Origin of the sequence: Pseudorhizobium tarimense (assembly GCF_022968135.1) — a bacterium.
Classification (GTDB): domain Bacteria; phylum Pseudomonadota; class Alphaproteobacteria; order Rhizobiales; family Rhizobiaceae; genus Neorhizobium; species Neorhizobium tarimense.
This window is the reverse complement of the sequence record NZ_JALJRA010000001.1, coordinates 40,837-62,927: the sequence shown is the minus strand read 5'-3', so window position 1 is coordinate 62,927 and position 22,091 is coordinate 40,837. Positions and strand designations below refer to the sequence as shown.

The following is a 22,091-nucleotide window of genomic DNA, read 5'->3' as shown; positions in this document are numbered from 1 at the left end:
CGACTATTCCATTCGATTCCCTACAGCACCATCATCAATGCGTCATGGTCTGCGGATGGGCGACGCCTTCTAGGTGTAAGCGTCAGTCACAATACGCTTTGAGATGAATGCGGGGCTCGGACTGAAACCGGGCAATTCCCCGGCTCTGCCCTTCGTTTTGTCTTGCGGGCGCGGCGCCAGCGGCAGCCGCTACCGCGGTTCGCAAACGCCGTGGTGGACGGACACACGGAGATGCCACCATCGGTTCATCCGTGTTGCCCTGACAGGCGATCCGCTTGCCCGATTGCGGTGCGTCCAAACGGACACCTCACCGGCTCTTGCACCGACGTCTCGTTGCGCTCGGAGCGGAAGCCGGCGGAGCGTTCGTAGGAAAGCTTGCGCATGCGCATGATGGCGCCGAGCGGCTGGTGGGCGGCAAGCCCGTTCCAGGGGCTGAAATGCATGCCGTCGTCCACTTCGCGCGACAGCTCCTCGCTCCACGCCTCCTGCGGTCCGGCGGTGATGGTCGCCACCGTGATGAAGGGGCTCTTCGTCTCGTCCCAGGCTTCCGTGCTCTCCACCGGCATCGTCTCCAGATCGTGGCAGAGCTGGACCTGCAGGTGCCAGACGGCGGTCTCGTGGTCGAAGAAGTCTTCCGTCTCATGGCGAATGACATCGGCGTCTTCGCCGGTGTCGACCTTCGTCCCGGCCAGCGACTTGAGGTTCTGCGACGCCGGCACGACGGCGACCTTGGCGATATGGTCGCCGTAGCGCAGTGGCAGCTGGGCAAAGAAGCTCTCGCCAAGGATGTGTGTTTCCGGATTGCCGCCCATCGCCTTCATCGCCGTACTTTCCTTGCCGATGCTTTCAAGTGCGCCTTCGATGCCCTTCAGCACCTTGGAGAAGACCTCCTTGGCGCCTTCCGCCTTGTCGGTGGTGGCGGCAAGCAGCTTGAGGTTCTTGAGAAACGCCTTGCCGGACGGCGAGTTGAATTCCTTGCCGTTGACCATGATGAAGTCCTGGCTGGTCGATTGCGCCGAACCGGGCAGGCGCGGACCCTCCACGTTCAGCACCTTCAGCGCCATGCCGCGCGGGGTCGAGACGCTGTCATGCAGGAGGTCGCCCGGCGTCGTCGAGAGCCGGACCACCGCCTCGTAGCGGCCGGGCTTGGCAAAGAGACCCTGCGCCAGTTCCGGCGGCAGGTCGTCCAGCACCTCGAAGGTCGCGGCGAGCAGACCGTGGCTCTTGGCATGCACGGCGCGGATGGCGTGGCCGGAATCCTCGTAAGTCTTCTCGCAGATCGAGACCATGGTTTCGGCGAGCTTGCGGCTCGTCTCCGCCTCGTCGGGCTGGAGTTCCTCGACATCCGGCGAATAGGGGGCGGGGGTGAAGGCAAGGCGGCTGATCATCGTGCGGGAAGCCCTTCCATGATCTTGTCGATGGTGATGGGGAAATGCCGGTGGCGGGTGCCGGTGGCATGGAAGATGGCGTTGGCAACGGCCGCGCCGACACCGACAATGCCGATCTCGCCCAGGCCCTTGACGCCGATCGGGCTTGCCTTGTCGTCCTCTTCCTCGACGAAGATCACCTCGATATCCTGCACATCGGCATGGGCGGGAATGTGATATTCCGCAAGATTGTGGTTCATGATCCGGCCGGTGCGGTGGTCGATCATGCCTTCTTCCTGCATGGCCATGCCGAGCCCCATGACGACGCCGCCGAGGATCTGGCTGCGGGCCGTCTTCGGGTTGATGATCTTGCCGGCGGCAATGGCGCTTACGATCTTCGTCACCCGCGGCACGCCGAGTTCGGCATCGATCTTCACCTCGACGAAGATGGCGGAGTGAGTGTAGCTGACCCATTCCTTCGCCTGTTCCTCGTCCGGCGCGATCTTGCCGTGGCCTTCGACGGAGGACATGCCGTTGCTGCCGAGGATATCGGCGATCGCCAAGCCCATCTGGTCGTTCTTGTCGAGCACGAGGCGGTTGTCACGGATGGCGAGATCCTCGACCTCGGCGCCGGCAAGCGGCGAGTTCTCCATCTTCTGGGCAAGCGACAGCAGGGTCTTCTTCACCTCGAGGCAGCCGGCCTGAACGGCAGAGCCGGAGGAGGCCGCGGTCCAGGATCCGCCCTCCACAGCGGTCTTGGGCATGGTGGAATCGCCGATCAGCACGCTGACGCGATCGGCCGTCTGGCCGAGGTTCTGCGCGGCGATCTGCGCGAGGATCGTATAGGTACCGGTGCCGATATCCGACGCCGCCGCCATGACCGTGATCTTGCCGTCCGGGAAGAGCCGCACCTTGGCTTCGGCCGGCGAAAGCGTCGCCTCCCAGACGCCGGTTGCCGTTCCCCAGCCGACGAGGTCGTGGCCGTCGCGCATGGAGCCGGGTTCCTGCGAGCGCTTGGACCAGCCGAAGCGTTTCGCGCCTTCGCGATAGCAGGCATCAAGTGCCTTGGAGGTAAGCTTCAGGTCGTCGTTCTGGTCATAGGTGACGAAGTTCTTCACCCTGAATTCCAGGGGGTCCATGCCGACCTTGTAGGCGAGCTCGTCGATCGCCGACTCCAGCGCCAGGAAGCCCGTGGCGGCACCCGGTGCACGCATGTCGCCCGGCGTCGACAGGGTCGTCTTGGCGAGCTCGTAGGACAGCTTGACGTTATCGCACTTGTAGGCGAGGCCGGACCAGTTGACGACGTTTTCCTGGTAGTCCTCGTAGAGCGAGGTCGCCTGCACCGCATGGTGGCGGACCGACATCAGCCGGCCTTCGGCATCGGCGGCAACCTGCATGCGCTGGACCGTGGCCGGGCGCCAGGTGAGGTAGAACATCTCGCGCCGGCTCATCTCGACCCGGACGGAACGCTTGAGGTCGAGGCTTGCCATCACGGCGAAGAAGAGCTGGTGCTTGGGACGAAGGCCGGAACCGAAGGCGCCGCCCACGTAGGCGTTGACGACCCGCACCGTTTCCGGCTTCAGCTTGAAGATGCCGCAGACATAGTCGTGGCTGTTCTGCGAGCCTTGCGTCTTGTCGTGTACGGTGAGATAGCCATCTTCGCCGCGGATGACGGTGGTGCCGAAGAGCTCCATCGGATTGTGGTGCTCGCCCTCCTGCACATATTCGGCATCGATCTTGAAGGGTGCGGCCTCGTAGGCGCCTTCGGCGTCGCCGCGGGGGTCCGTGGGTAGGAAAGCCTCCTTGCGCGCTTCCGGCGGCACATAGCTCTTCGCCTTCTCCACCTCGATGTTCGTATGCGGCTCGTCCGCCTCGTATGCGACCTGGATCAGGTCGGCCGCATCGCGGGCGGCCTCGAAGCTTTCGGCAATCACCAGCGCGATCGGTTGGCCGTCATAAAGGATGCGGTCGTTTTCGAGCGGCCGGAGCGGGTGCCCGGGAACGGCCACCTCGTCCTTCCAGGCGTCGTCGGAGGACGCGGTGTCCGGCCGGTTCTTGTGGGTATAGACCTTGACCACGCCAGGATAGGCTTCCGCCTTCGCAGTGTCGATCGACACGATGCGGCCACTCGCGATTGTCGCGTAGAAGGCATGGCCGAAGAGCATGCCTGGATCGTGGTATTCGGCGGCATAAGGAGCCGTGCCGGTTGTCTTCAGCGGGCCGTCGATGCGCGGCAGCGGAAACCCGAAGATGTTCTTTTCATTCAGCATGGGGGTCTCCTTCAGCGCACGTGCTTCTCGGCCTGGATCTGTGGCGTGCCGGCGGCGGCCTGCGACAGCGCTCGCACGATCGCCTTGTGGGCCATCGGGACCTTGAAGTCGTTGTCGCCCTGGCCTTGCGCCCCGGCCAGCAAGCGGTCGGCGACGGTGGCGAATGTTTCCCGAGTGGCCGGTTGCCCGGCAAATTCCGCTTCCGCCAGCGTGTCGCGCCACGGCTTGTGGGCGACGCCGCCAAGCGCCACGCGCATATCGACGATCTGACCATCCTTCACGTCCAGCGCGGCGGCGACCGATATGAGCGCGAAGGCATAGGACAGCCGGTCGCGCAGCTTCAGATAGCTGTGGTGATGGGCGAAATGGTTGCCCTCCAAGCGAATGGCGGTGACGATCTCGCCCTGATGCATTGTATTGTCCCGCTCCGGATGGTCGCCCGGCAGCCGGTGGAAGTCGGTAAAGGGGATGTCGCGGCGCCCGTCGGGACCTTCGACTTCTACGGTGGCGGAAAGGGCAGCAAGTGCCACGCACATGTCCGACGGATGAACCGCGATGCAGTGCTCGCTGGCGCCGAGGATGGCGTGAATGCGGTTGACGCCGCCGATCGCGCCGCAGCCGGAGCCCGGCTCGCGCTTGTTGCATGGGGTAGCGGGATCATAGAAGTAATAGCAGCGGGTGCGCTGCAGAAGGTTGCCGCCGGTGGTGGCGGCATTGCGCAACTGCGGCGAGGCGCCCGCGAGGATGGCGCTAGCAAGCAGAGGATAGCGTTCTGCCACCCGCGGGTCATAGGCGACGGCCGAGTTGGACACGAGAGCGCCGATGCGCAGCCCGCCGTTCGGCAGCTCCTCGATATCGCGCAACGGCAGGCGGTTGATGTCGACGATGGCGCCGGGATGCTCGACATCGTACTTCATCAGGTCGATGAGGTTGGTGCCGCCGGCAAGCACGCGGGCTTGCGGATTGGCGGCAAGGGCCGCGACGGCATGGCCAAGCGTTTCGGCGCGGGTATAGGAGAAGTGCCTCACTCGGCGGCCTCCCGGATGCCGCATCGGGCTTCCTGTCCCATGACGTCCTCGATCGCGTCAGCGATGTTCACGTAAGCGCCGCAGCGACAGAGATTGCCGCTCATCATTTCGCGGATTTCTTCGCGGGTGCCAGCCTTCCCTTCCTTCAGGAGACCGACGGCGGAACAGATCTGCCCAGGCGTGCAGTAGCCGCACTGGTAGGCGTCATGCTCGACGAAGGCCTTCTGCATCGGGTGCATGTTCTCCGGCCTGCCGAGCCCTTCGATCGTGGTGATCTCTGCCCCGTCCAGCGTGACCGCAAACTTCAGGCAGGAGTTCATCCGCTCCCCATCGATCAGGACGGTGCAGGCGCCGCACTGGCCGTGGTCGCAGCCCTTCTTGGTGCCGGACAGCTGCATCGGTCCGCGCAACAGGTCGAGCAGCGTGACCCAAGGGTGGATTTCGAGATCGTGGCGATCACCGTTGATCGTCAGCGCGACGCGGTTCTTCGGCTGCCGGTCTGCCGTCGTGATGTCCATGGAAGAGCCCTTTGAAAGAGTGTGGCCGACTAACGGAGGCAGGGGGGGATTGTTCCGGAAGGTGATCGTGATCCGCCTGTTGCCGTGGGCCTCACGTACCGATGTGCCTCGGCAGGCGGGGGCGCCGGTGCCGGGGCGCGCGGAAATCGCGACTGGGGATTTACAAGGGAACTTAGACTTTAGTATAGTGTTTTTGGTCATCACCCTCACGATCCAGGTGACCGACATGCTTCGATTGAGTCAGATTCTTTTCTGCGCCTTGACCTTTATCGGTTTTCAGCTCGCGATCGCGACCGGCTTGAGGGTCGGCGGATGGACCGGGTTCTGGATGGCGGCCGTTTCAATTTTCCTGCTGGCCCTGCTGGTCATGGACGAGATGGCCGGCGTGGACGCCAAGAAGATGATGGTCTCGCAGCCGCAGGAAGAGCGCCGAAAGCGCGAGCGCGAGCGGGAACGGGAGCGCCGCTAGGCCTCAAGTACCTGTGTCCGCAGGCGGCAAAACCGAGAGACGCAGCAATAGGATCAGCAGACACGAAATGGCCGCCCCGGCTGGCGGAGCGGCCGTTTCTAGTTCGGTGGGTGCTTATCAGGCGGCTCGGCGGGCGGTGCTGCGCGCGGGTGCGGCGTCGTCGAAGCGGAACTGTTCGAGCAGCTGGAAGAGAGCTTTGGCTTCCTCCGCAAGGCCATGGCTGCCGCCGTCTGTTCCTCGACCATGGCAGCGTTCTTCTGCGTACCCTGGTCGAGCGAGTTGATCACCTGGTGGATCTCGCCAAGTGCAGTCGACTGCTCGCGGGCAGCTTCGATAATGGCGAGGATATCCTTGTTGATGTCCTGGACCTGGCCCGCGATTTCCTGCAGGACTTCACCGGCTTTGCTGACCAGCGATACGCCGCTCGCGACATGGTACCCGAAGCTGCGAATCAGGGTCTTGATGTCCTTGGCAGCGGCAGCAGAACGCTTGCAAGCTCGCGCACTTCCCGAGCGACGACTGCAAAGCCCTTGCCGGCTTCGCCTGCTCGGGCAGCTTCCACGCCTGCGTTGAGCGCCAGAAGGTTCGTCTGGAAGGTAATTTCGTCGATGACGCCGAGGATCGAAGAAATTTTCTTCGATGACTGGTCGATCTTGTCCATGGCCGTGATTGCTTCGCGAATGATCTGGCCGGAATGATCGGCGTGATCCTTGGCGCGACTGACGAGGCGACCGGAATCTTCCGCCCGGCGGCTGGAGTCCTTGACGGTGATGGTGATTTCCCCGAGCGCTGCAGCGGGTTCCTCGATGGAGGCCGCCTGCTGCTCGGTGCGGCGCGACAGATCATCGGCCGCCGAGCGGATCTCGTAAAGTCGTTGGCAAATTTTACGGTCCTCAGGACTTTGCCGGAGCTGTTCTTGATCGGGTTGTAGTTGCCGCGGATATAGATCTCGGTGCCGTTCTTGGCGATGCGCGTGAAATTGTTGCAGATGAATTAGCCCTTCTGCAGCCTCCCCCAGAAGGCGACATATTCGGCCGAATCCGCTTAATCGCGGACGAGGAACATGCGGTGCTTCTTGCCGATAATCTTTTTTGCCGGATAGCCCATCAGGTAGCAGAAGGTCTTGTTTCCCTTGACGATCGCGCCATCGGGTTCAAAATCGATGATTGCCATCGAAAGGTCGAGTGTGCCGAGAATCTGATCGAATTGGATGCAAATATTTTGAAGATGCGCGGGTGATCCTTGGCGTGGAGAAAAGGGCGGAAGTGCCCGAGTGCGAGTTATCGCCCAGGATCGTAAAATGCTCAAATGTTTAAAACTCAAGCTGAAATGCCGGCTGCTCGACTGGCCATTAGGGCACCGCGGAGTGCTGTAGCCGGTAACTTCGCTGTGATAGGAAAATAATCCTTGACTGGGTGACGGTGCTCTGATAGTGTACAGGCACAATCGAAGATCTGTAGCCGGCGGCGAGCCGGTTTATAGACTTTCCAGTCAAAGTTGGTCCGGCCCCCTGCGCCGGGCCTTTTTTCGTTCAGACGCAGCATAATACCGCCGCAGCTCCGGCTTCTCCGGGAGCGGTGCGTGCGAGGATCTGGATGGCTACTGCCGATCAATCCGTGCTACCATCGATCCGATGGCGGTGGACTTCGCCTTGTTCGGCTGCTGGCAAGCTGGCCCGCTTATCACGCGGCCTGAACCGAGGATGATCCGCTGGTGGAGGACGTGTGCGGTCGTGCTGGGGACGAAGTCGGCCGACGGCGAAGAGCCTTCGACCGCGGAAGAACTGCGCCGGTTCTTAAACGAGATGACAGTCGAGATGCGCCGGCAGTTCGAGAGCTTCCGCGAGATGGGGATTGCGGCCGAAGGGTTGCTTGCAGCGGGCGACGAGGCGGTGGGCAAGGTTGCCCGCCGCCGACATCACGGCGGCGACGGACGCCATGTCGCTGATTGTGTACGAACAGCGCCGGGTGGCGCATGCGGAGAGGTTTGTCGCGCTGGAGTATCAGATGTGTGATTTCTGCCCTGACGGCCTGTCGCCGGGCCGATCGCCCGACCGGCTGGATGCACTGGTCTGGGCGCTGACGGCGCTCCTGATCGACGAGCAGGGGGAAACCAGGATCAGGGGGATCTGAGGCAGAAGCCTATTCGGCGGCAGGAAGCGGTCGGGCAGGCCGCGGAGCACTGTCGCGCATCTGGCGCCATTCGGATTCGAGGCGCTCCAGGACGTGCTGCGGAATGGGCTGGTTCGGCTGCGGGGCCGGGACTTGCGGGTACATCGTCATGATCACTCCTGTCACAAAAGGCCGGGCAAAACGTCCTGTCGGTGCCTTGGTTCCACAGTGTGAAGGAAATGTAAATCAGCCTCTAAAAGCTTAAAACGATTTAGTTTTTCTAAACCGATTGAAACCGCATCTTTTCTGCAGAGGGATCATTCGCCATGACATCCGGTGCCATCGACAGGCCGTTGAACGGGATGTGGAGCGGGAGAGGAGAAGATGAAGGAAGTTTCGGCTTCGTGTGTCGGATACGGCCAACTTCTTCCAATGCCGGCCGAGGCAGCGCAGAGGATCGATCGCGGTGACAGCGAAGGCACGGAGGCCGAGATTGCCTTTGAGAGCATGGACCTTCTCCTCAAGGTGCTGACGCCGAACCGGTGGCGGTTGCTGCGGGCACTGAAGGTGCAAGGGCCGACCTCCATCCGCAATCTGTCGTAGATCTTGCATCGCGACTACCGCGGCGTTCATGCCGATGTCGCGGCACCTCTCGATACGGGACTGATCGATCGAACCGATACGGGGCAGATCTTCGTCTGCTGGGACCGTATCATCGCTGAAATGGACATACGCAGGCAGCGTAGGCGTCGTAGCCCCTCCAACGCGCGCCTGCGACAGATCGCCGGCGATGCCGGCAGGAACCTGAGGCGCCTTGCCGTGGTTCCGGGCCTGCATCAGACCGGCGAGGTGGCTTCATGTGGGCGTGGATCATCGAAAACAGCGGGGTAGTCTCCGCGCTTTCAAGCTTTGCCATGTTGGGCGTGTGGGTGCTGTACCTGCAGCTGTTCTACAGCAGCTACCGGCACCGGCTGCGGCCGAAGATCCTGATCACTCGCGGTGGCGGGCATGCAATCACCTCGCGCTGCATCCTGACCAATATGAGCCCGGAGATCGTCTTCATCCAGGCGGTCGTCCTCAGGCTGACATTTCCGGACCGGGTGGTGGTGTGCTCGCTGAGCGACATCGACCGGGTGAGCCGGCAGGACCGGGATCCGCGAAGCGAGCTTTTCCAGGGACCGCTGTCGAGCGGAGAATATCTTGATCTCGGCACTTTCGAGGAACTGGTGACCGCGGCGATGCACCACGATGGCCCGAAGGCGCTGATCGACGGGCTGCAGCACCTCTCGGTGACGGCGGTCGGGATCTATACCTGGCACGACCAACTGGCGGCGGCGGAACGCTCCTTCGCCGTGCGCGCTAAGGGCAAGCAGAAGCTGCTCGATGCCGAACTGGTGACGGCACGCCAGATCCGCTCGCGGCGCGAGAAAAAGCGCATCACGCGGATCCTGGAGGAGCAGGCCGGCAATACGGCCACCGATGGCACGCGCAAATCGGTCCGGATCGAGTGACGGCGCGCCCTTCGCGCCTTTAAGAAACGCAAAGGAATGAAATCTCCATTTTTTTGCCGTGGGTGCAGACCCGCGCAGGATATCGGCTGCCGCAGCCCGAGACGGGCGGCACGAACGCGGGCGAGGCAAAGGGGATGGGCGGTGGCTTTGCGATCGTGGCCGGCGACGGGATCGCCCACTGATCCGGACGCTCCTATGGCGGGCTGGCGCGGGCTGGGCTCATGAAGAACCCGGTGGCGCACCGCGCCCTGCGGCTGGTGGCGGAGGCGGCGGCCTCGGTGCCCTGGTTGGCCTATGACGGCGAGGCGGAGGTGAGCCAGCATCCGGCGCTGACGCTGCTCGCCCAACCGAACGCGTGCCAGAGTGGGCCGGACTTCTTCGAGGCGCTCTACGGGCACCTGATGCTTGCCGACATTGCCTATATCGAGCCGCTGATGCTGGGCGAAGCCTTGCGCGAGCTGCATCTGCTGCGTCCCGACCGGATGAGCGTCGTGGAGAGCCGCGACGGCTGGGTCACCGGCTACGACTACCGTGCAGGCAATGTCACGCGGCGGCTGCCGGCGGAGGCGGGCAGGGAGAGGGCTCCCGCTGCTGCACCTGAAGCTGTTCTCCATCCACTGGACGATCATCTGGACTTTCCGCCGCTGGTGCGGCGCTCGACCTGCACAATGCCGCAGGCGAGTGGAACAAGGCGCTGCTCGACAATTCGGCGCGCCCTTCCGCTGCGCTGGTCTAGCAGCCGAAGGAAGGCCGACAGATTGCCGCCGACCAGTACGAGCGGCTGAAGGCGGAGCTCGGAAGCGGGTACGCCGGGGCGGTGGATGACGAGCGGCCGCTGCTGCTCGAAGAAGGGCTCGACTGGAAGGCGATGGGTTTTTCGCCGAAGGACATGGACTTCATCGAAGCAAAGAACGCCGCCGCTCGCGATATTGCGCTGTCGCTCGGCGTGCCGCCGATGCTGATCGGCATTCCAGGCGACAATACCTATTCGAACTACCAAGAGGCCAACCGCGCCTTCTACCGGCTGACGGTGGTGCCGCTTCTGACCCGGACGGCGGCGAGCCTTTCCGCCTGGCTGCCGGACGCCTATGGCGAGGCGCTGCGGCTGGCGTCGGATCTCGATCAGCTCGCCGGCCTTTCGGCGGAGCGGGACGCGCTCTGGGCCCGTTTCGGCGCGGCAGATTTCCTGACCGATGAGGAAAAGCGCCAGGCGGTTGGCTATCAAGGGCTCAAGCCTCGGACGGGCGGCTGGCGGATCTCCGGACCTTCGGCTTTAAGGAGGCGCTTATCGGCGGGAGCGTGGAGAGCGCCTGCGCGAAGCCGCCTCGGACGCCCCTAACCGCGGTTCCCCGCTGGCGCTGGAGGGCAAAGCCGATCCGGCTGAGTTCGGCATCAAGCTTAATCTCGCAGGACTGCCCGCCCGGGCGGGCATAGATCAGATACCAGAGGCCGATCGAAAGCATGCCCATGAGGCCGGCGGCGATCAGCACGTCCGACAGGAAATGCGCCCCAAATGCGATGCGGTTGAGCGAAATGCCGGCGGCGAAGATGGAGAGCAGCACGAAGACGCAGCGCCGCCACACCGCGGGCACGAACAGGGCAAGCGGAATGAGGCACACGACGACGGCGGCTTCGCCGGAAACAAAGGAGCGATCGTCGTAGAACTCTCCACCCATGGTCCAGACCGGCAGGAAGTCTTTCGCGCCGCCGAACTCGAGCACGTGGCGCGGACGCGGGCGGTCGATCAGGGGCTTCAGGATGCCGTTTACCAGGAGCCCGGGCCCCAGGAGAAAGAGGCTGGCGAAATAGACGGCGAAGCGGGGCGGAAACAGGCAGGGCCGCGAGGGGTAGCTCAGTTTCAGGATCAGCCCGACGAGCATGACGATCGAGAGCGTCAGCGGGAAATACTGGCCGATGGCGCGGAAGGTCTGCAGCGCCTCGACTTTGTCGGCAGTAAAGCCAAGGCCTTCGACATAGAAGAGATCGCTGAACGCGATATCGATCTGCGGGAAGGTGAGGAAAACGAGGGAAACCGTTGAGGTGAAGAGAGCGGCCAAGAGGAGAGGTTTCTCCACGAACGTTCCGCGCCGCGCCTGCTCGGATATCAAGACGTATGTCATTCATGCCCTCCAACTGCTTTCGACACAGATAAACCAATGGCGATTTAAGCTGTATGACAGTCGCTGTGGATGAAGAGCAGGGATCGAGGATGCAGGGGGGGCGGCCGGCCGTGTTCATCTTCTACTTGAAAGAGCGCAATCTTGATGTGAGCCGGCGCGGCTAAGCGACTCGCAGGCCTCGATAATTGGTCCGAGGGCATTATCCCACACGCCCCATCTATGATTCCATTCTAATCAAGACAGATTAACAATGGCCGACCTTGGCAACGAGGTTGGCGTGCTGGCGGCGAAGGCGGCCGGGGCGGCGGCTGGCGCGGGCGTGTCGCTCATCTACCTGCTGCCGAAGAGCCGACGCGAAGCGGCGAGCTGCTTCTTCACCGGGCTCTGCTGCGGCTTGATCTTCGGCAAGCAGGCCGTGCTATGGTTGCCGGGCGGCTGGAGATAGTCGGCGACCTGACGGGGCTGGAGCTTTCGCTGTCGGGATCTGCGGCAGCAAGCCTGATGGCCTTGTGGGTGCTTGCCGAGATGGTGCCGTGGCGGAGCGACGGGGCAAGCGGTCGGGCTAGATCCTCAGCCGGCCGGCATTTCCGGCGGCTATGAGCGTCGGATCGCGCCCTACCGGATGCGGAGGCTCTGATGGTGGCGACCTTTCTCCTGACGTACAGGGCGGTGAAACCGTCGCCGGCTCCCCACGGCGTCTCTCTGGGCGCGGATCGAGCCGGTTTCGACGACAATCGGCGAGGAAGCGTCTGCCGAGACGGGTGTCATCTCGCACCGCATCTGGATCGCGCTTCGTGACCGCATGGCCGTCGGACAGCGTTTCCGAAAGGGCGCACGGCTGTTTGCGGTGAAGCCGGTGCGCGACCCGGACGAGACCGGACGCTACCTAGTCTGCCACTGCGAGGAGGCGGCACGATGAGCGCGGCCAATGCGCTGCTGGCGGCGATCCATGCACGGCTGTCGGGAGATGCGACACTTGCGGCACTGATCGGCGCGGGTGGCATTCTCGACCGGCTGCTGCCACGCCCGGTGCTGCCCTGCATCGTGGTGGGCGGAATGGAGACGCGGGACTATTCGACGGCGACGGAGGCCGGGGAAGAGCACCCGCTGACGCTGAGGTGTGGTCGTAGCCCCGGGCGGCGGGAGGCGGAGGAGATTTCGGGATGGGTTCGGGCTTTGCTGCAGGATGCAGCACTGGTGCTGGACGGCCAGGTTCTGGTGAGTCTTGCGCATGAGCGTACAAGGACGCGGCGACAGGCGAGGATGGGCTATTTCACGACTGGACTGCGGTTCAGGGAGGTGACGGAGTGAGCGGCACGCGAACCTGCGCCCGGCGGACGAGCCGGACCAGCAGGACGATCGCGAGGAGCGTGACGCAGGCAAGGCCGCTGGCGAAAACAACGGCGGACTGATAGCCGAGGCGGTCGAGGAAGGCCGTGAAGATGACTGGCGCGGCGGCATTCGCAAGGTTCTGCGGCAGGGAGAGACGCGCCGAATGCAGGCCGAATTCGCGCGGCGAAAACAGCGCCAGCGGCAAGACGGCGCGGGCAACCGCAAAGACACCGGAGCCGAAGCCGTAGAGGATCATAAAGAGCCAGAGCCCGGCGGTCGAGCCCGGCATCAAGAGCAGCAGCGTCAGGCCGGTGATGATCAGCAGCGAGCCGGCCGAGGCGGTGACGAGGGGGCTGCCGCGCTGACCGAAAACCATATCAACGAAACGGGCGGAAATGCCGAAGACGCCGCGCGCGGCGGCAAGCTGCAGTGCCAATTCCGGCGTCGCCCCCGCCTGCTGCAGGAGGGCGAGGAGCGCCGGTGCCAGGCCGAAGGTGACGAAAGAGCTGATGGTGATGGCGCAGGCGACGAGGAGGAAAGCTCGTCTCCGTTCTCCATCCGTCAGCGCAACGGGTGGCAGCTGCGCCTGCTGCTGCCCTTCCGCGGTGGCAGCCACAGGTTTCGGCAGCGCAAAGAGATAGAGCGGCACGCAGACGAAGAGCTGCAGGGCGGCACAGGCGGCAAAGGTGAGGCGCCAGCCGACAAGATCGTTCACCAGCGCCAGAAGCGGCCATAAGATGGTGACCAAGAGACCGGTAAACAGCATCAGGATTGCGATGATGCGCCGGGCATCCGGGCCCTCGCGTTCTACCACGGCGGTATAGGCGGGCGCCGAGAGGCCGAACGCGCCGCCGAGGCCGATGACGATCCAGGCGAGCATGTAGACGGCGCCATTGGTGCTGACGGCGAGAAAGGCGAGGCCGACGGCGAAGGCGGTGGCGCCAAGTGCTAGGACTCGGGCAGCGCCATGACGCTCCAGCAGGCGGCCGACCTTCGGGCCGGCAAGGGCGCTGACGATCATCATCACGGTGAGGCCGCCGAAGATCACCTCGTTCGGCAGGCGAAGCTCGGGCGCGATGATGCGGCCCATGACGCCCAGCACCTCGAATGACGTGCCCCAGCCGGTGAGTTGGGTGACGGCAAGCACGGCGATGGTCTGTGCGGAGCGTCTGGTGAGGAAGACCATGATTGCCTGATGAAGGATGCGGAAGGCGTCTCAACCGGTAGCAGCAAGCGGGCTGCGGCGAAAGCGCGATTTCTGACGATGGCCGCCAACCGGCGGCAGCTGGTCTTGGAAGAAGGGATGATCATGGTGGCGCAGAAGGGCAAGGCTCTGCTGCTGAAGATCGGCAATGGCCCAAGCTACGTGACGGTGGCGGGCCTGCGCTCGCGGCGGCTGGCCTTCAATGCCGAAACGGTGGACGTGACGGACGCAGAAAGCGCCGAGCGCTGGCGTGAGCTTCTAGCCGTGCATTCGAGCAGCGGCACGTGGGAGATCATCAGCTTTGCTGAAGCGGAGGAGGTGGCGCATGATCGCTGCCGGTTGACATCGACTGCTGCTCGGATTGGCCGGAAACGAGGACGCGATGGTGGCGGGCTCCGCGGCCGGTTCCCCGGTGGTGCTGCTCGACGAGGCGGTGGTTCCCCTTGGGGCTCACCACCGACGAGCGCGGGCGCAGCCTGAACTGAGTGGCGGACACCGCCCCAGACGACATTGGCAATCCGTGTCCGGCAGATCGGTCGGGCCGTGCCGCTGGCCTGGCGGCGACCGCCGTGATTTCACTTTAAGCAAAGGAGCATGACAATGGATGCGACGAAACAGTGGTACCAGTCAAAGACGGTGTGGGTGCTCTGGTGGCGGTGGCGCCTCGCTGGCGAAGGCCACAGGCTTGGAACTCGCGCCGGACGTCGGAACGACATTGCGGACCTTGCCATTGCCCATCGCCGGCGTCGTGGGCGGTGCCGTGTCGATCTATGGACGCATCTCGGCGAGCAGCCCAATTGCACGTTGAACCTGCAAGAAGCGGGGGTCGAAAAGCACCGCCCCCATTCATTTGCCATTCAGGCGTTGCTGATTACATACTCCATCACATGATTTGGATCTGTTCGATCCGCTCGGAAGATGGACGAAGTTGCACATGGCGAGACTGCCGCTCACAGCGATGATCATCGCCGGTTTTGCCGGTCTGGCTGCCGCCGAACCGGCGGTAGCGGAGAACTACCTCATCCTGGCCGCGGCCGATTGCGGCTCCGCTGCGTCCCGCGTCGTCAGCGAGACGGGCGGGCAGCTGCTTTCCGCACAACCGTCCGCCGATGGCCAGACCTGCGTCGTCACCGTCCTCGTACAAGGCAGTGGCAATGAGCGGCCGCGCAAGGTAACGGTGCGGGTGCCGATGTAGGAAGGACGGCGGTCTTGCGACCGCCGCAAGGGTGGGACGGATCATGCGCATTCTCGTGGTCGAAGACGACGCCAATCTCAATCGCCAGCTTGCCGATGCCCTGAAAGAGGCTGGCTACGTCGTCGATCAGGCGTTCGACGGCGAAGAGGGGCATTACCTCGGCGAGACCGAACCCTATGACGCGGTGATCCTCGATATCGGTCTGCCGGTGATCGATGGCATCACCGTCGTGGAGAAGTGGCGGGCGGAAGGCAAGGGCATGCCGGTCTTGATGCTGACGGCGCGCGACCGCTGGAGCGACAAGGTGGCCGGCATCGATGCCGGCGCCGACGACTATGTCGCCAAGCCCTTCCATGTGGAGGAGGTTCTGGCGCGGGTGCGGGCCCTGATCCGCCGCGCGGCGGGGCATTCCTCATCCGAGATCGTCTGCGGGCCGGTCCGGCTCGACACCAAGGCATCCAAGGCGACCGTTGATGGCACGCCGCTGAAGCTCACCTCGCACGAATTCCGGCTGCTGTCCTACCTGATGCACCACATGGGCGAGGTGGTGTCGCGTACGGAACTGGTGGAGCACATGTATGACCAGGACTTCGACCGGGATTCCAATACGATCGAGGTCTTTGTCGGACGGCTGCGCAAGAAGCTCGGTGTCGACCTGATCGAGACCGTCCGTGGCCTGGGCTACAGGATGCAAGCCCCCGCCGACGCCGCCTGACGCCGATGGTTGGCCCCAGGTCGCTCACCGCGCGAGTGCTGTTGCTAGCCACGCTCTGGTCGGGACTGGCGCTGGTGGTGATCGCGCTGGTGATCTCGGCGCTTTACCGGCAGTCCGCCGAGCGAGCCTTCACCGATCTTTTGCGGGCGCAGCTCTACAACGTCATCAATTCGGTCTCGATCGGCGAGAACAACAGTCTCGTCGGCAATCCGCAGCTGGGCGACCTGCGTTATTCGCAACCAGAAACCGGTTGGTACTGGATCATTGAGCCGCTCGGCACCTTTGCCGCAGCCCCGCTTTCCTCCTCCTCGCTCGGCGTTTCCAAGATCGCCGTGCCATCCATTCTCAACGTCCCCTTCAACAACCGCTACGAGCGCTTTTATCCGCTGACGGATGCGTTCGGGAACAACGTGCTGGTGGCGGAGACGGAGGTGGTTCTCGATTCAGAAGGTCGCGCTGCCCGTTTTCGCGTTGCCGGCAATCTCGATGCGATGGAGGAGGATATCCGCGCCTTCGACCGCAGCCTCTATGTTGCCCTCGTCATCTTTGGCGTCGGCAGTCTGATCGTCAACGGCGGGGCCATCCTGTTCGGGCTTCGGCCGCTCGACCGGGCGCGCAGGGCGCTCGGCAAGATCCGGCAGGGCGAGGCGGAAAGGCTGGAGGGTGACTTCCCGCGCGAGATCATGCCGCTGGTCAACGAGGTCAATGCGCTGATCGAGAGCAATCGCCGCATCGTCGACCGCGCGCGCATGCAGGTCGGCAATCTCGCCCATTCCCTGAAGACGCCACTTGCCGTGCTGATCAACGAGGCGCGCACGCTGGAGCCTGCGCATCAGGATCTGGTGCGCTCCCAGGCCGAAGCGATGCAGGCTCAGGTGCAGTCCTATCTCAACCGTGCCCGCATTGCAGCCCAACGGGAGTCGGTGCTCGTTCGCAGTGACGTGGAGCCGGTTCTGGAACGTCTGATCCGGGTGATGCGCAGGCTCAATCCAGACAAGGATTTTAACCTTCAGGTGGAGCCCGGAGCGGTACTTGCCATGGAACAGCAGGACGTCGAGGAGACTGTTGGAAACCTTCTGGAAAATGCCGCCCGCTTCTGCCGCACCGGCGTCTGGCTCAGTGCCGTTGCGACGGCGGAAGCCCCAACGGGAGAAACGGGCGACGGCGCCCGTCGGACCTGGCTTGAGATTGCCGTGGAGGATGACGGTCCGGGCCTCGATCCCGGACAGGCGGACGAAGCGATGAAACGCGGCCGGAGGCTCGACGAAAGTAGGCCGGGCGCAGGTCTTGGCCTTTCCATCGTCCGGGAGATTGCAGGAGAATATCAGGGCGGCTTCCGGCTGGTGCGCGGCATCCGGGGCGGGCTTCGCGCTGTGCTTGTTCTGCCTTCGGTCAGCAGGGATGTTGCCTGACGGCGGCAAACGCGCCATATCGCCATAATGATGCCACGCTGGAACATCGTAAGTGCCGGGCATCGCACAACAGGACAATTTTCTGCCAACCGGTGTTTCAACAGATGCGCTCTACACGTCTTCATCTTGCCGTCCCGCCGATCCTGATGGCCTGCTTGCTCGCCGGATGCTCAACCTCGGGCAGCGGCGACGGAAGCCTTCTGTCGCCCCGTGGCTCGTCATCCTCGCAGTATATCGCCGCGCTGCAGGGCGGGATCGTCGGCCGCAGCGGCGTGGCGGTGAGCGAGAGCGACCGTTCGCGTGCGCTGGAGGCAGAGTATCGGGCGCTCGAAGCCGCACCCGGGGGGCAGCCGGTGGTCTGGAAGGGGCGTGACGTCAGCGGCGAGGTGGTCGCGGCGGCGCCCTATCAGGTGGGTTCGCAAAATTGCCGGCAGTACACTCATACCGTCTCGAGCAACGGCCGAGAGGTGAAGGCCCGCGGCGCGGCATGCCGGAACGACAACGGCACCTGGACGCCGCTCAGCTGACCGATTTGACATGCATCATGGTTCTGTCGCGGGCGAGGGGCCAGAGAGAACTGGAAACGCTTGCGGCGAAACGCCTCAAATCCGCTTCATGACCCGTTCGGCAGTTGGAATGGCCGGATGGTTCAAGTAATTGGACCCCTATGTTTCTGTGGATCATCCTCGCCTGTCTGACGGCTGCCGTGGCGGCGGTCATGCTTGTTGCGCTTGCACGCGGCCAGAAGCCGTCGGCACCCAACCGTGCCGGCGAGGTGGCGGTCTATCGCGACCAACTGGCCGAACTGGAGCGCGACCGTGACCAGAGACTGATCGGCGCGCAGGAAGCCGAATACGCAAAGGCCGAGATCGGCCGGCGGCTGCTTGCCGCAGCTGGCAACGCCGACACGTATGCCGCCACCCGCCAACGCTCGGGCACGAGCAGCGTCACGGCGGTCGCCGTGACGCTGCTCGTGCCGGTCGTCGGGCTTTCGGTCTATCTGGCGCTTGGGAGCCCGAACCTGCCGGATCAGCCGCTTGCCGCACGGCTGGAAAATCCCGGCAACAACATGGATATCCTGATCGCCAAGGCGGAGCGTCATCTGGCGCAGAACCCGGACGATGGCGCCGGCTGGGATCTGCTGGCGCCGATATACTTCAAGGCCATGAGGCTGGAAGATGCGGAAATCGCCTATCGCAATGCCATCCGGCTCCTCGGCACTAGCCCCGAACGGTTGGCGGGGCTTGGTGAGACGCTGATTGCCGCCAACGACGGCATCGTGACGGAGGACGCCCGTTTGGCCTTCGAGGGGAGCCTGCGGCTTCGGCCGGAGGATCCGCGGGCGCGGTTCTATCTGGCGCTGGCGCTGGAACAGGCCGGGCGGAAGGACGAAGCGCGTCAGGCTTTCGAGGCGCTGGCGAAGGATTCTCCGGCGGATGCACCGTGGATGGAGCTTGTGCAGCAGCACATCGCCGCAACCGGCGGCGAGGCGACGCCGCCGTCGGTTGCAGCAGTGCCTCGCGGTCCGACGACGGAAGGCGTTGCCGCTGCGGGAGCGATGTCGGGCGCCGATCGGCAGGAGATGATCCGCGGGATGGTGGAAAGCCTGGCCGCACGCCTCGAAGAAGATCCCAACAATCTGGACGGTTGGCTGCGGCTGATCCGCTCCTATTCCGTGCTGGGCGAGACAGAAAAGGCCACAGAAGCGCTCAACACGGGTCTGAAAAGCTTCCCGGCAGAGAGCGACGAAGGACGGCAGCTGATTGCGCTGGCGCGCGAGGTGGGCCTTCCCGTCGATGGAGTGACGCAATGACACGCAAACAGAAGCGGCTGACGATCATCGCCGGTGGCATGAGCTTCATCATCGCCGCCGTGCTTTTGGTGATGTTCGCCTTTAGCCAGTCCGTCGCCTATTTCTTCATGCCGTCCGATCTGGCGACGACGGAAGTCGCGCCCGGCACGCGAATCCGCCTCGGCGGGCTGGTGGCCGAGGGATCTGTGAAGCGAGGCGAGGGCTCGACGGTCACATTTGCGGTGACCGACGGATCGGAGACGGTGCCGGTCAGCTACACCGGGATCCTGCCGGATCTCTTCCGCGAAGGGCAGGGCGTGGTGACCGAAGGCGCCTTTGACGCCGCGTCACATTCATTCGTCGCCGATAGTGTGCTTGCCAAGCATGACGAGAACTACATGCCGAAGGAAGTCGCCGACCGGCTGAAGAAGGAAGGCGTCTGGGAAGACGGTACCGGCAGCGGCATGGGGAAACCTGCGGTCGAAAAGAACGCCAGCGGCATAGCACAGGGTGACACGGACGCAGCTATCCCGGGAGTGCTCGAGCAATGATCATCGAGATCGGCCATTACGCGCTCGTCTTGGCGCTGGCGACGGCCCTGATCGTTTCGACTGTGCCGCTGATTGGCGCACGCCGCCGCGACGCCACGATGATGGCGCTGGCGCCGGTGGCGTCGCTGACGATGTTCGTCCTCGTGCTGATCGCGTTTGCGGCCCTGACCTGGGCCTATGTGGTCTCCGACTTCTCGCTCAGGAACGTCTGGGAAAATTCCCACTCGCTGATGCCGGTGGTCTACAAGGTCTCCGGCGTCTGGGGCAATCACGAAGGCTCCATGATGCTGTGGTTGCTGATCCTGGTGTTCTTCAGCGGCCTGGTGGCAATCTTTGGCCGGAACCTGCCGGAAACGCTGCGCGCCGATGTGCTGGCCGTACAGGGTTGGATCTCCACCGCCTTCATGCTGTTCATCCTGCTGACCTCCAACCCGTTCCTGCGCCTGAATCCGGCGCCGGCCGAGGGGCAGGACCTGAACCCCGTGCTGCAGGACCCTGGGCTCGCAATTCATCCACCGCTGCTTTATCTCGGCTATGTCGGCTTTTCCGTCTGCTTTTCATTCGCGGTTGCCGCCCTGATCGAGGGGCGCATCGATGCCGCTTGGGCGCGGTGGGTGCGGCCCTGGACGCTGGCCGCCTGGACCTTCCTCACCGCCGGCATTGCGATGGGGTCGTACTGGGCATATTATGAGCTGGGCTGGGGCGGCTGGTGGTTCTGGGACCCGGTCGAGAACGCTTCCTTCATGCCCTGGCTTGCGGGTACAGCACTCTTGCATTCGGCGCTGGTGATGGAAAAGCGCGAGGCGCTGAAGATCTGGACAGTGTTGCTCGCCATCATGACCTTCTCGCTGTCGCTGCTCGGCACCTTCCTCGTGCGCTCCGGCGTCTTGACCTCCGTGCACGCGTTTGCAACCGATCCGACGCGCGGGATCTTCATCCTCGCGATCCTGATGCTCTTCATCGGCGGCGCCTTTGCACTCTTTGCCTGGCGGGCGCCGATGCTGAAGTCGGGCGGGCTGTTTGCTCCGGTCTCGCGCGAAGGTTCGCTGGTGCTCAACAACCTGATCCTGACGGTATCGACCGCGACCATCTTGATCGGCACGCTCTATCCGCTGGTTCTGGAAACGCTGACGGACGAGAAGATCTCCGTCGGCGCGCCCTTCTTCAACATGACCTTCGGCTTGTTGATGCTGCCGCTGCTCGCGGCCGTACCGTTCGGGCCGATGCTCGCCTGGAAGCGCGGCGACCTTCTCGGTGCGATGCAGCGCCTCTACGTGGCGGCGGGCCTTGCGCTGGTGGTCGGTCTGATCCTCTACTACGTGGAGAATGGCGGGCCGGTGATGGCCGTGTTCGGAATCGCGCTCGCCTTCTGGGGCATGTTCGGTGCGTTGGCCGATATCTGGTACCGGGCCAACTTCGGCAAGCTTCCCTTCAATGTCGCCTGGCGCCGCCTGGTGGGCCTGCCGCGCTCTGCCTTCGGGACAGCGCTCGCCCATTTCGGCCTCGGCGTGGCCGTGCTCGGCATCGTCATGGTGACTACCTATCAGACCGAAACGGTGGTCGAGATGAAGCAGGGCCAGACGGCCGAGGCCGGCGGCTACAGCCTCGTCTTCGACGGCATGCGCGAGGCGGTGGGACCGAACTTCACCGAAGAGCGCGGCCACTTCACCGTCAGCCGCGCCGGCGCGACAGTTGCCGACGTCTGGTCCTCCAAGCGGATCTATACGGCGCGACGCATGCCGACAACGGAGGCCGGAATTTTGACGTTCGGCTTCAGCCAGCTCTACGTTTCCCTCGGTGATCCAATGGCCGACGGCGGCATCGTCGTGCGCATCTGGTGGAAGCCCTTCATCTTGTGCATCTGGGGCGGCGGTCTGATCATGATGCTGGGCGGCTTCGTTTCGCTTTCCGACCGCCGCCTGCGGGTGGGCGCCCCAAGCCGCAAGGCAAGGGCGGCCAAAGTCGCGATGGAGCCGGCGGAATGATGCGGACGCTGCTTCTCGCGCTGATTCTGGCATTCAGTGCAGCCGCACCGGCTCTGGCGGTCAATCCGGACGAGATCCTGGCGGATCCGGTGCTGGAGGCGCGTGCGCGCAATCTTTCCAGCCAGTTGCGCTGCATGGTCTGCCAGAACCAGTCGATCGACGATTCCAATGCGGAACTGGCGCGCGACCTGCGCGTGCTGGTGCGCGAGCGGCTGGTGGATGGCGACAGCGACGAGGAAGTGATCGACTACGTCGTCTCCCGTTACGGCGAATTCGTTTTGTTGAAACCGCGGCTTTCCGCGCGCACCATTGTACTGTGGACGGCGCCGGTGGTGCTGCTCCTGATCGGGGGTGTTGTTCTCGTGCTGATGGCGCGGGGGCGCCTGCAGGCGCGGGATCCGCAGGTGCTGACGCCGGAGGAGCAGGCCAGACTGGATGAACTGGTCGGGCGGGAGCCGAACTCCGGCCACAAGAACATTACAAACAATTCATCCCCCTGACACCTGCAGGT

Annotated in this window: 25 protein-coding genes and 3 pseudogenes; 19 read left to right on the top strand and 9 right to left on the bottom strand. The window is 63.9% G+C overall.

Annotation, left to right across the window (positions count from 1 at the left end; genetic code table 11):
* Window positions 1-245: 245 nt before the first annotated feature.
* From MUU54_RS00290 to MUU54_RS00275, 4 genes are read right to left on the bottom strand one after another with little or no spacing between them, the layout of a single operon-like run.
* The gene (locus MUU54_RS00290) at window positions 246-1,388 is read right to left on the bottom strand and encodes a catalase family protein (protein WP_247242030.1); all 1,143 of its coding nucleotides are present in this window, start codon (window positions 1,386-1,388) and stop codon (window positions 246-248) included.
* Window positions 1,385-3,637, bottom strand: coding sequence for a xanthine dehydrogenase family protein molybdopterin-binding subunit (locus tag MUU54_RS00285; RefSeq protein WP_247242029.1), 2,253 nt, complete (start codon window positions 3,635-3,637; stop codon window positions 1,385-1,387). Before MUU54_RS00285 ends, MUU54_RS00290 begins: the two co-directional genes overlap by 4 nt.
* An 11-nt stretch (window positions 3,638-3,648) precedes the next feature.
* Window positions 3,649-4,665 (bottom strand): FAD binding domain-containing protein, encoded by a 1,017-nt coding sequence (locus tag MUU54_RS00280; RefSeq protein ID WP_247242028.1) that lies wholly within the window; start codon window positions 4,663-4,665, stop codon window positions 3,649-3,651.
* Window positions 4,662-5,183: a (2Fe-2S)-binding protein gene (locus tag MUU54_RS00275; RefSeq protein ID WP_247242027.1), complete on the bottom strand. Its 522-nt coding sequence runs from the start codon at window positions 5,181-5,183 to the stop codon at window positions 4,662-4,664. Before MUU54_RS00275 ends, MUU54_RS00280 begins: the two co-directional genes overlap by 4 nt.
* Window positions 5,184-5,232: 49 nt before the next feature.
* Between MUU54_RS00275 and MUU54_RS00270 the strand changes: the two genes are divergently transcribed.
* Entirely contained in the window at window positions 5,233-5,652 is a 420-nt protein-coding gene (locus MUU54_RS00270; protein ID WP_247242026.1) for a hypothetical protein, read from the top strand.
* A 117-nt stretch (window positions 5,653-5,769) separates the two neighbouring features.
* Here the strand turns inward: MUU54_RS00270 and MUU54_RS00265 are convergent.
* Together MUU54_RS00265 and MUU54_RS00260 are read right to left on the bottom strand one after the other, a co-directional pair.
* Window positions 5,770-6,846 (bottom strand): annotated as a pseudogene (locus MUU54_RS00265) (methyl-accepting chemotaxis protein); the annotation flags it as partial.
* Between the two features lie 601 nt (window positions 6,847-7,447).
* Entirely contained in the window at window positions 7,448-7,591 is a 144-nt protein-coding gene (locus MUU54_RS00260) for a hypothetical protein (RefSeq protein ID WP_247242025.1), read from the bottom strand.
* 10 nt (window positions 7,592-7,601) lie between these two features.
* Between MUU54_RS00260 and MUU54_RS00255 the strand changes: the two are divergent.
* Window positions 7,602-7,784: pseudogene (locus MUU54_RS00255) on the top strand (DNA-packaging protein); the annotation flags it as partial.
* Window positions 7,785-7,793: 9 nt separating this feature from the next.
* Here the strand turns inward: MUU54_RS00255 and MUU54_RS00250 are convergent.
* Window positions 7,794-7,934, bottom strand: a complete 141-nt coding sequence (locus tag MUU54_RS00250) for a hypothetical protein (protein ID WP_247242024.1) — start codon at window positions 7,932-7,934, stop codon at window positions 7,794-7,796.
* A 213-nt stretch (window positions 7,935-8,147) separates the two neighbouring features.
* On the opposite strand from MUU54_RS00250, the gene MUU54_RS00245 reads away from it, so the two are divergent.
* The 4 genes and pseudogenes from MUU54_RS00245 to MUU54_RS25175 form a co-directional block, all read left to right on the top strand.
* On the top strand, window positions 8,148-8,366 hold the full coding sequence (locus tag MUU54_RS00245) for an HVO_A0114 family putative DNA-binding protein (RefSeq protein WP_247242023.1): 219 nt from the start codon (window positions 8,148-8,150) through the stop codon (window positions 8,364-8,366).
* A gap of 3 nt (window positions 8,367-8,369) precedes the next feature.
* Window positions 8,370-8,654: an HVO_A0114 family putative DNA-binding protein gene (locus MUU54_RS25240; protein WP_494338231.1), complete on the top strand. Its 285-nt coding sequence runs from the start codon at window positions 8,370-8,372 to the stop codon at window positions 8,652-8,654.
* Entirely contained in the window at window positions 8,621-9,274 is a 654-nt protein-coding gene (locus MUU54_RS00240) for a hypothetical protein (protein WP_247242022.1), read from the top strand. Before MUU54_RS25240 ends, MUU54_RS00240 begins: the two co-directional genes overlap by 34 nt.
* A 188-nt stretch (window positions 9,275-9,462) precedes the next feature.
* Window positions 9,463-10,520, top strand: a pseudogene (locus tag MUU54_RS25175) (phage portal protein); the annotation flags it as partial.
* Here MUU54_RS25175 and MUU54_RS00230 read toward each other — a convergent pair.
* On the bottom strand, window positions 10,504-11,154 hold the full coding sequence (locus MUU54_RS00230) for a phosphatase PAP2 family protein (protein ID WP_435532473.1): 651 nt from the start codon (window positions 11,152-11,154) through the stop codon (window positions 10,504-10,506). The pseudogene MUU54_RS25175 and the gene MUU54_RS00230 overlap by 17 nt on opposite strands.
* 490 nt (window positions 11,155-11,644) lie before the next feature.
* Here MUU54_RS00230 and MUU54_RS00225 point away from each other — a divergent pair, with 490 nt between their 5' ends.
* The 3 genes from MUU54_RS00225 (at window position 11,645) to MUU54_RS00215 (ending at window position 12,705) form a co-directional block, all read left to right on the top strand.
* Complete coding sequence (locus MUU54_RS00225; RefSeq protein ID WP_247242020.1) at window positions 11,645-11,839, top strand: DUF6107 family protein; 195 nt, start codon at window positions 11,645-11,647, stop codon at window positions 11,837-11,839.
* A gap of 267 nt (window positions 11,840-12,106) precedes the next feature.
* The gene (locus tag MUU54_RS00220; protein WP_376742036.1) at window positions 12,107-12,313 is read left to right on the top strand and encodes a phage head closure protein; all 207 of its coding nucleotides are present in this window, start codon (window positions 12,107-12,109) and stop codon (window positions 12,311-12,313) included.
* On the top strand, window positions 12,310-12,705 hold the full coding sequence (locus MUU54_RS00215) for a DUF3168 domain-containing protein (RefSeq protein WP_247242019.1): 396 nt from the start codon (window positions 12,310-12,312) through the stop codon (window positions 12,703-12,705). Before MUU54_RS00220 ends, MUU54_RS00215 begins: the two co-directional genes overlap by 4 nt.
* Here MUU54_RS00215 and MUU54_RS00210 read toward each other — a convergent pair.
* The gene (locus MUU54_RS00210) at window positions 12,686-13,912 is read right to left on the bottom strand and encodes an MFS transporter (RefSeq protein ID WP_247242018.1); all 1,227 of its coding nucleotides are present in this window, start codon (window positions 13,910-13,912) and stop codon (window positions 12,686-12,688) included. The genes MUU54_RS00215 and MUU54_RS00210 overlap by 20 nt on opposite strands.
* A gap of 123 nt (window positions 13,913-14,035) precedes the next feature.
* On the opposite strand from MUU54_RS00210, the gene MUU54_RS00205 reads away from it, so the two are divergent.
* The 10 genes from MUU54_RS00205 (at window position 14,036) to MUU54_RS00160 (ending at window position 22,080) form a co-directional block, all read left to right on the top strand.
* Window positions 14,036-14,410 carry a phage tail tube protein gene (locus tag MUU54_RS00205; protein WP_247242381.1) on the top strand — a complete coding sequence of 125 codons (375 nt, stop codon included), beginning with the start codon at window positions 14,036-14,038 and terminating at the stop codon, window positions 14,408-14,410.
* 120 nt (window positions 14,411-14,530) lie between these two features.
* The gene (locus tag MUU54_RS00200) at window positions 14,531-14,821 is read left to right on the top strand and encodes a hypothetical protein (RefSeq protein WP_247242017.1); all 291 of its coding nucleotides are present in this window, start codon (window positions 14,531-14,533) and stop codon (window positions 14,819-14,821) included.
* A 43-nt stretch (window positions 14,822-14,864) separates the two neighbouring features.
* The gene (locus MUU54_RS00195; RefSeq protein WP_376742026.1) at window positions 14,865-15,125 is read left to right on the top strand and encodes a hypothetical protein; all 261 of its coding nucleotides are present in this window, start codon (window positions 14,865-14,867) and stop codon (window positions 15,123-15,125) included.
* Between the two features lie 43 nt (window positions 15,126-15,168).
* Window positions 15,169-15,840 carry a response regulator transcription factor gene (locus tag MUU54_RS00190; protein WP_247242016.1) on the top strand — a complete coding sequence of 224 codons (672 nt, stop codon included), beginning with the start codon at window positions 15,169-15,171 and terminating at the stop codon, window positions 15,838-15,840.
* Between the two features lie 5 nt (window positions 15,841-15,845).
* Window positions 15,846-17,252 carry an ATP-binding protein gene (locus MUU54_RS00185; protein ID WP_247242015.1) on the top strand — a complete coding sequence of 469 codons (1,407 nt, stop codon included), beginning with the start codon at window positions 15,846-15,848 and terminating at the stop codon, window positions 17,250-17,252.
* 104 nt (window positions 17,253-17,356) lie between these two features.
* Window positions 17,357-17,779, top strand: coding sequence for an RT0821/Lpp0805 family surface protein (locus MUU54_RS00180; protein WP_247242014.1), 423 nt, complete (start codon window positions 17,357-17,359; stop codon window positions 17,777-17,779).
* Window positions 17,780-17,919: 140 nt separating this feature from the next.
* Window positions 17,920-19,065 (top strand): c-type cytochrome biogenesis protein CcmI, encoded by a 1,146-nt coding sequence (gene ccmI, locus MUU54_RS00175; protein ID WP_247242013.1) that lies wholly within the window; start codon window positions 17,920-17,922, stop codon window positions 19,063-19,065.
* Window positions 19,062-19,595 (top strand): cytochrome c maturation protein CcmE, encoded by a 534-nt coding sequence (gene ccmE / locus MUU54_RS00170; protein ID WP_247242012.1) that lies wholly within the window; start codon window positions 19,062-19,064, stop codon window positions 19,593-19,595. Before ccmI ends, ccmE begins: the two co-directional genes overlap by 4 nt.
* Window positions 19,592-21,580 (top strand): heme lyase CcmF/NrfE family subunit, encoded by a 1,989-nt coding sequence (locus MUU54_RS00165; RefSeq protein ID WP_247242011.1) that lies wholly within the window; start codon window positions 19,592-19,594, stop codon window positions 21,578-21,580. The genes ccmE and MUU54_RS00165 overlap by 4 nt, the downstream gene beginning before the upstream one ends.
* On the top strand, window positions 21,577-22,080 hold the full coding sequence (locus MUU54_RS00160) for a cytochrome c-type biogenesis protein (protein WP_247242010.1): 504 nt from the start codon (window positions 21,577-21,579) through the stop codon (window positions 22,078-22,080). The genes MUU54_RS00165 and MUU54_RS00160 overlap by 4 nt, the downstream gene beginning before the upstream one ends.
* Window positions 22,081-22,091 lie beyond the last annotated feature (11 nt).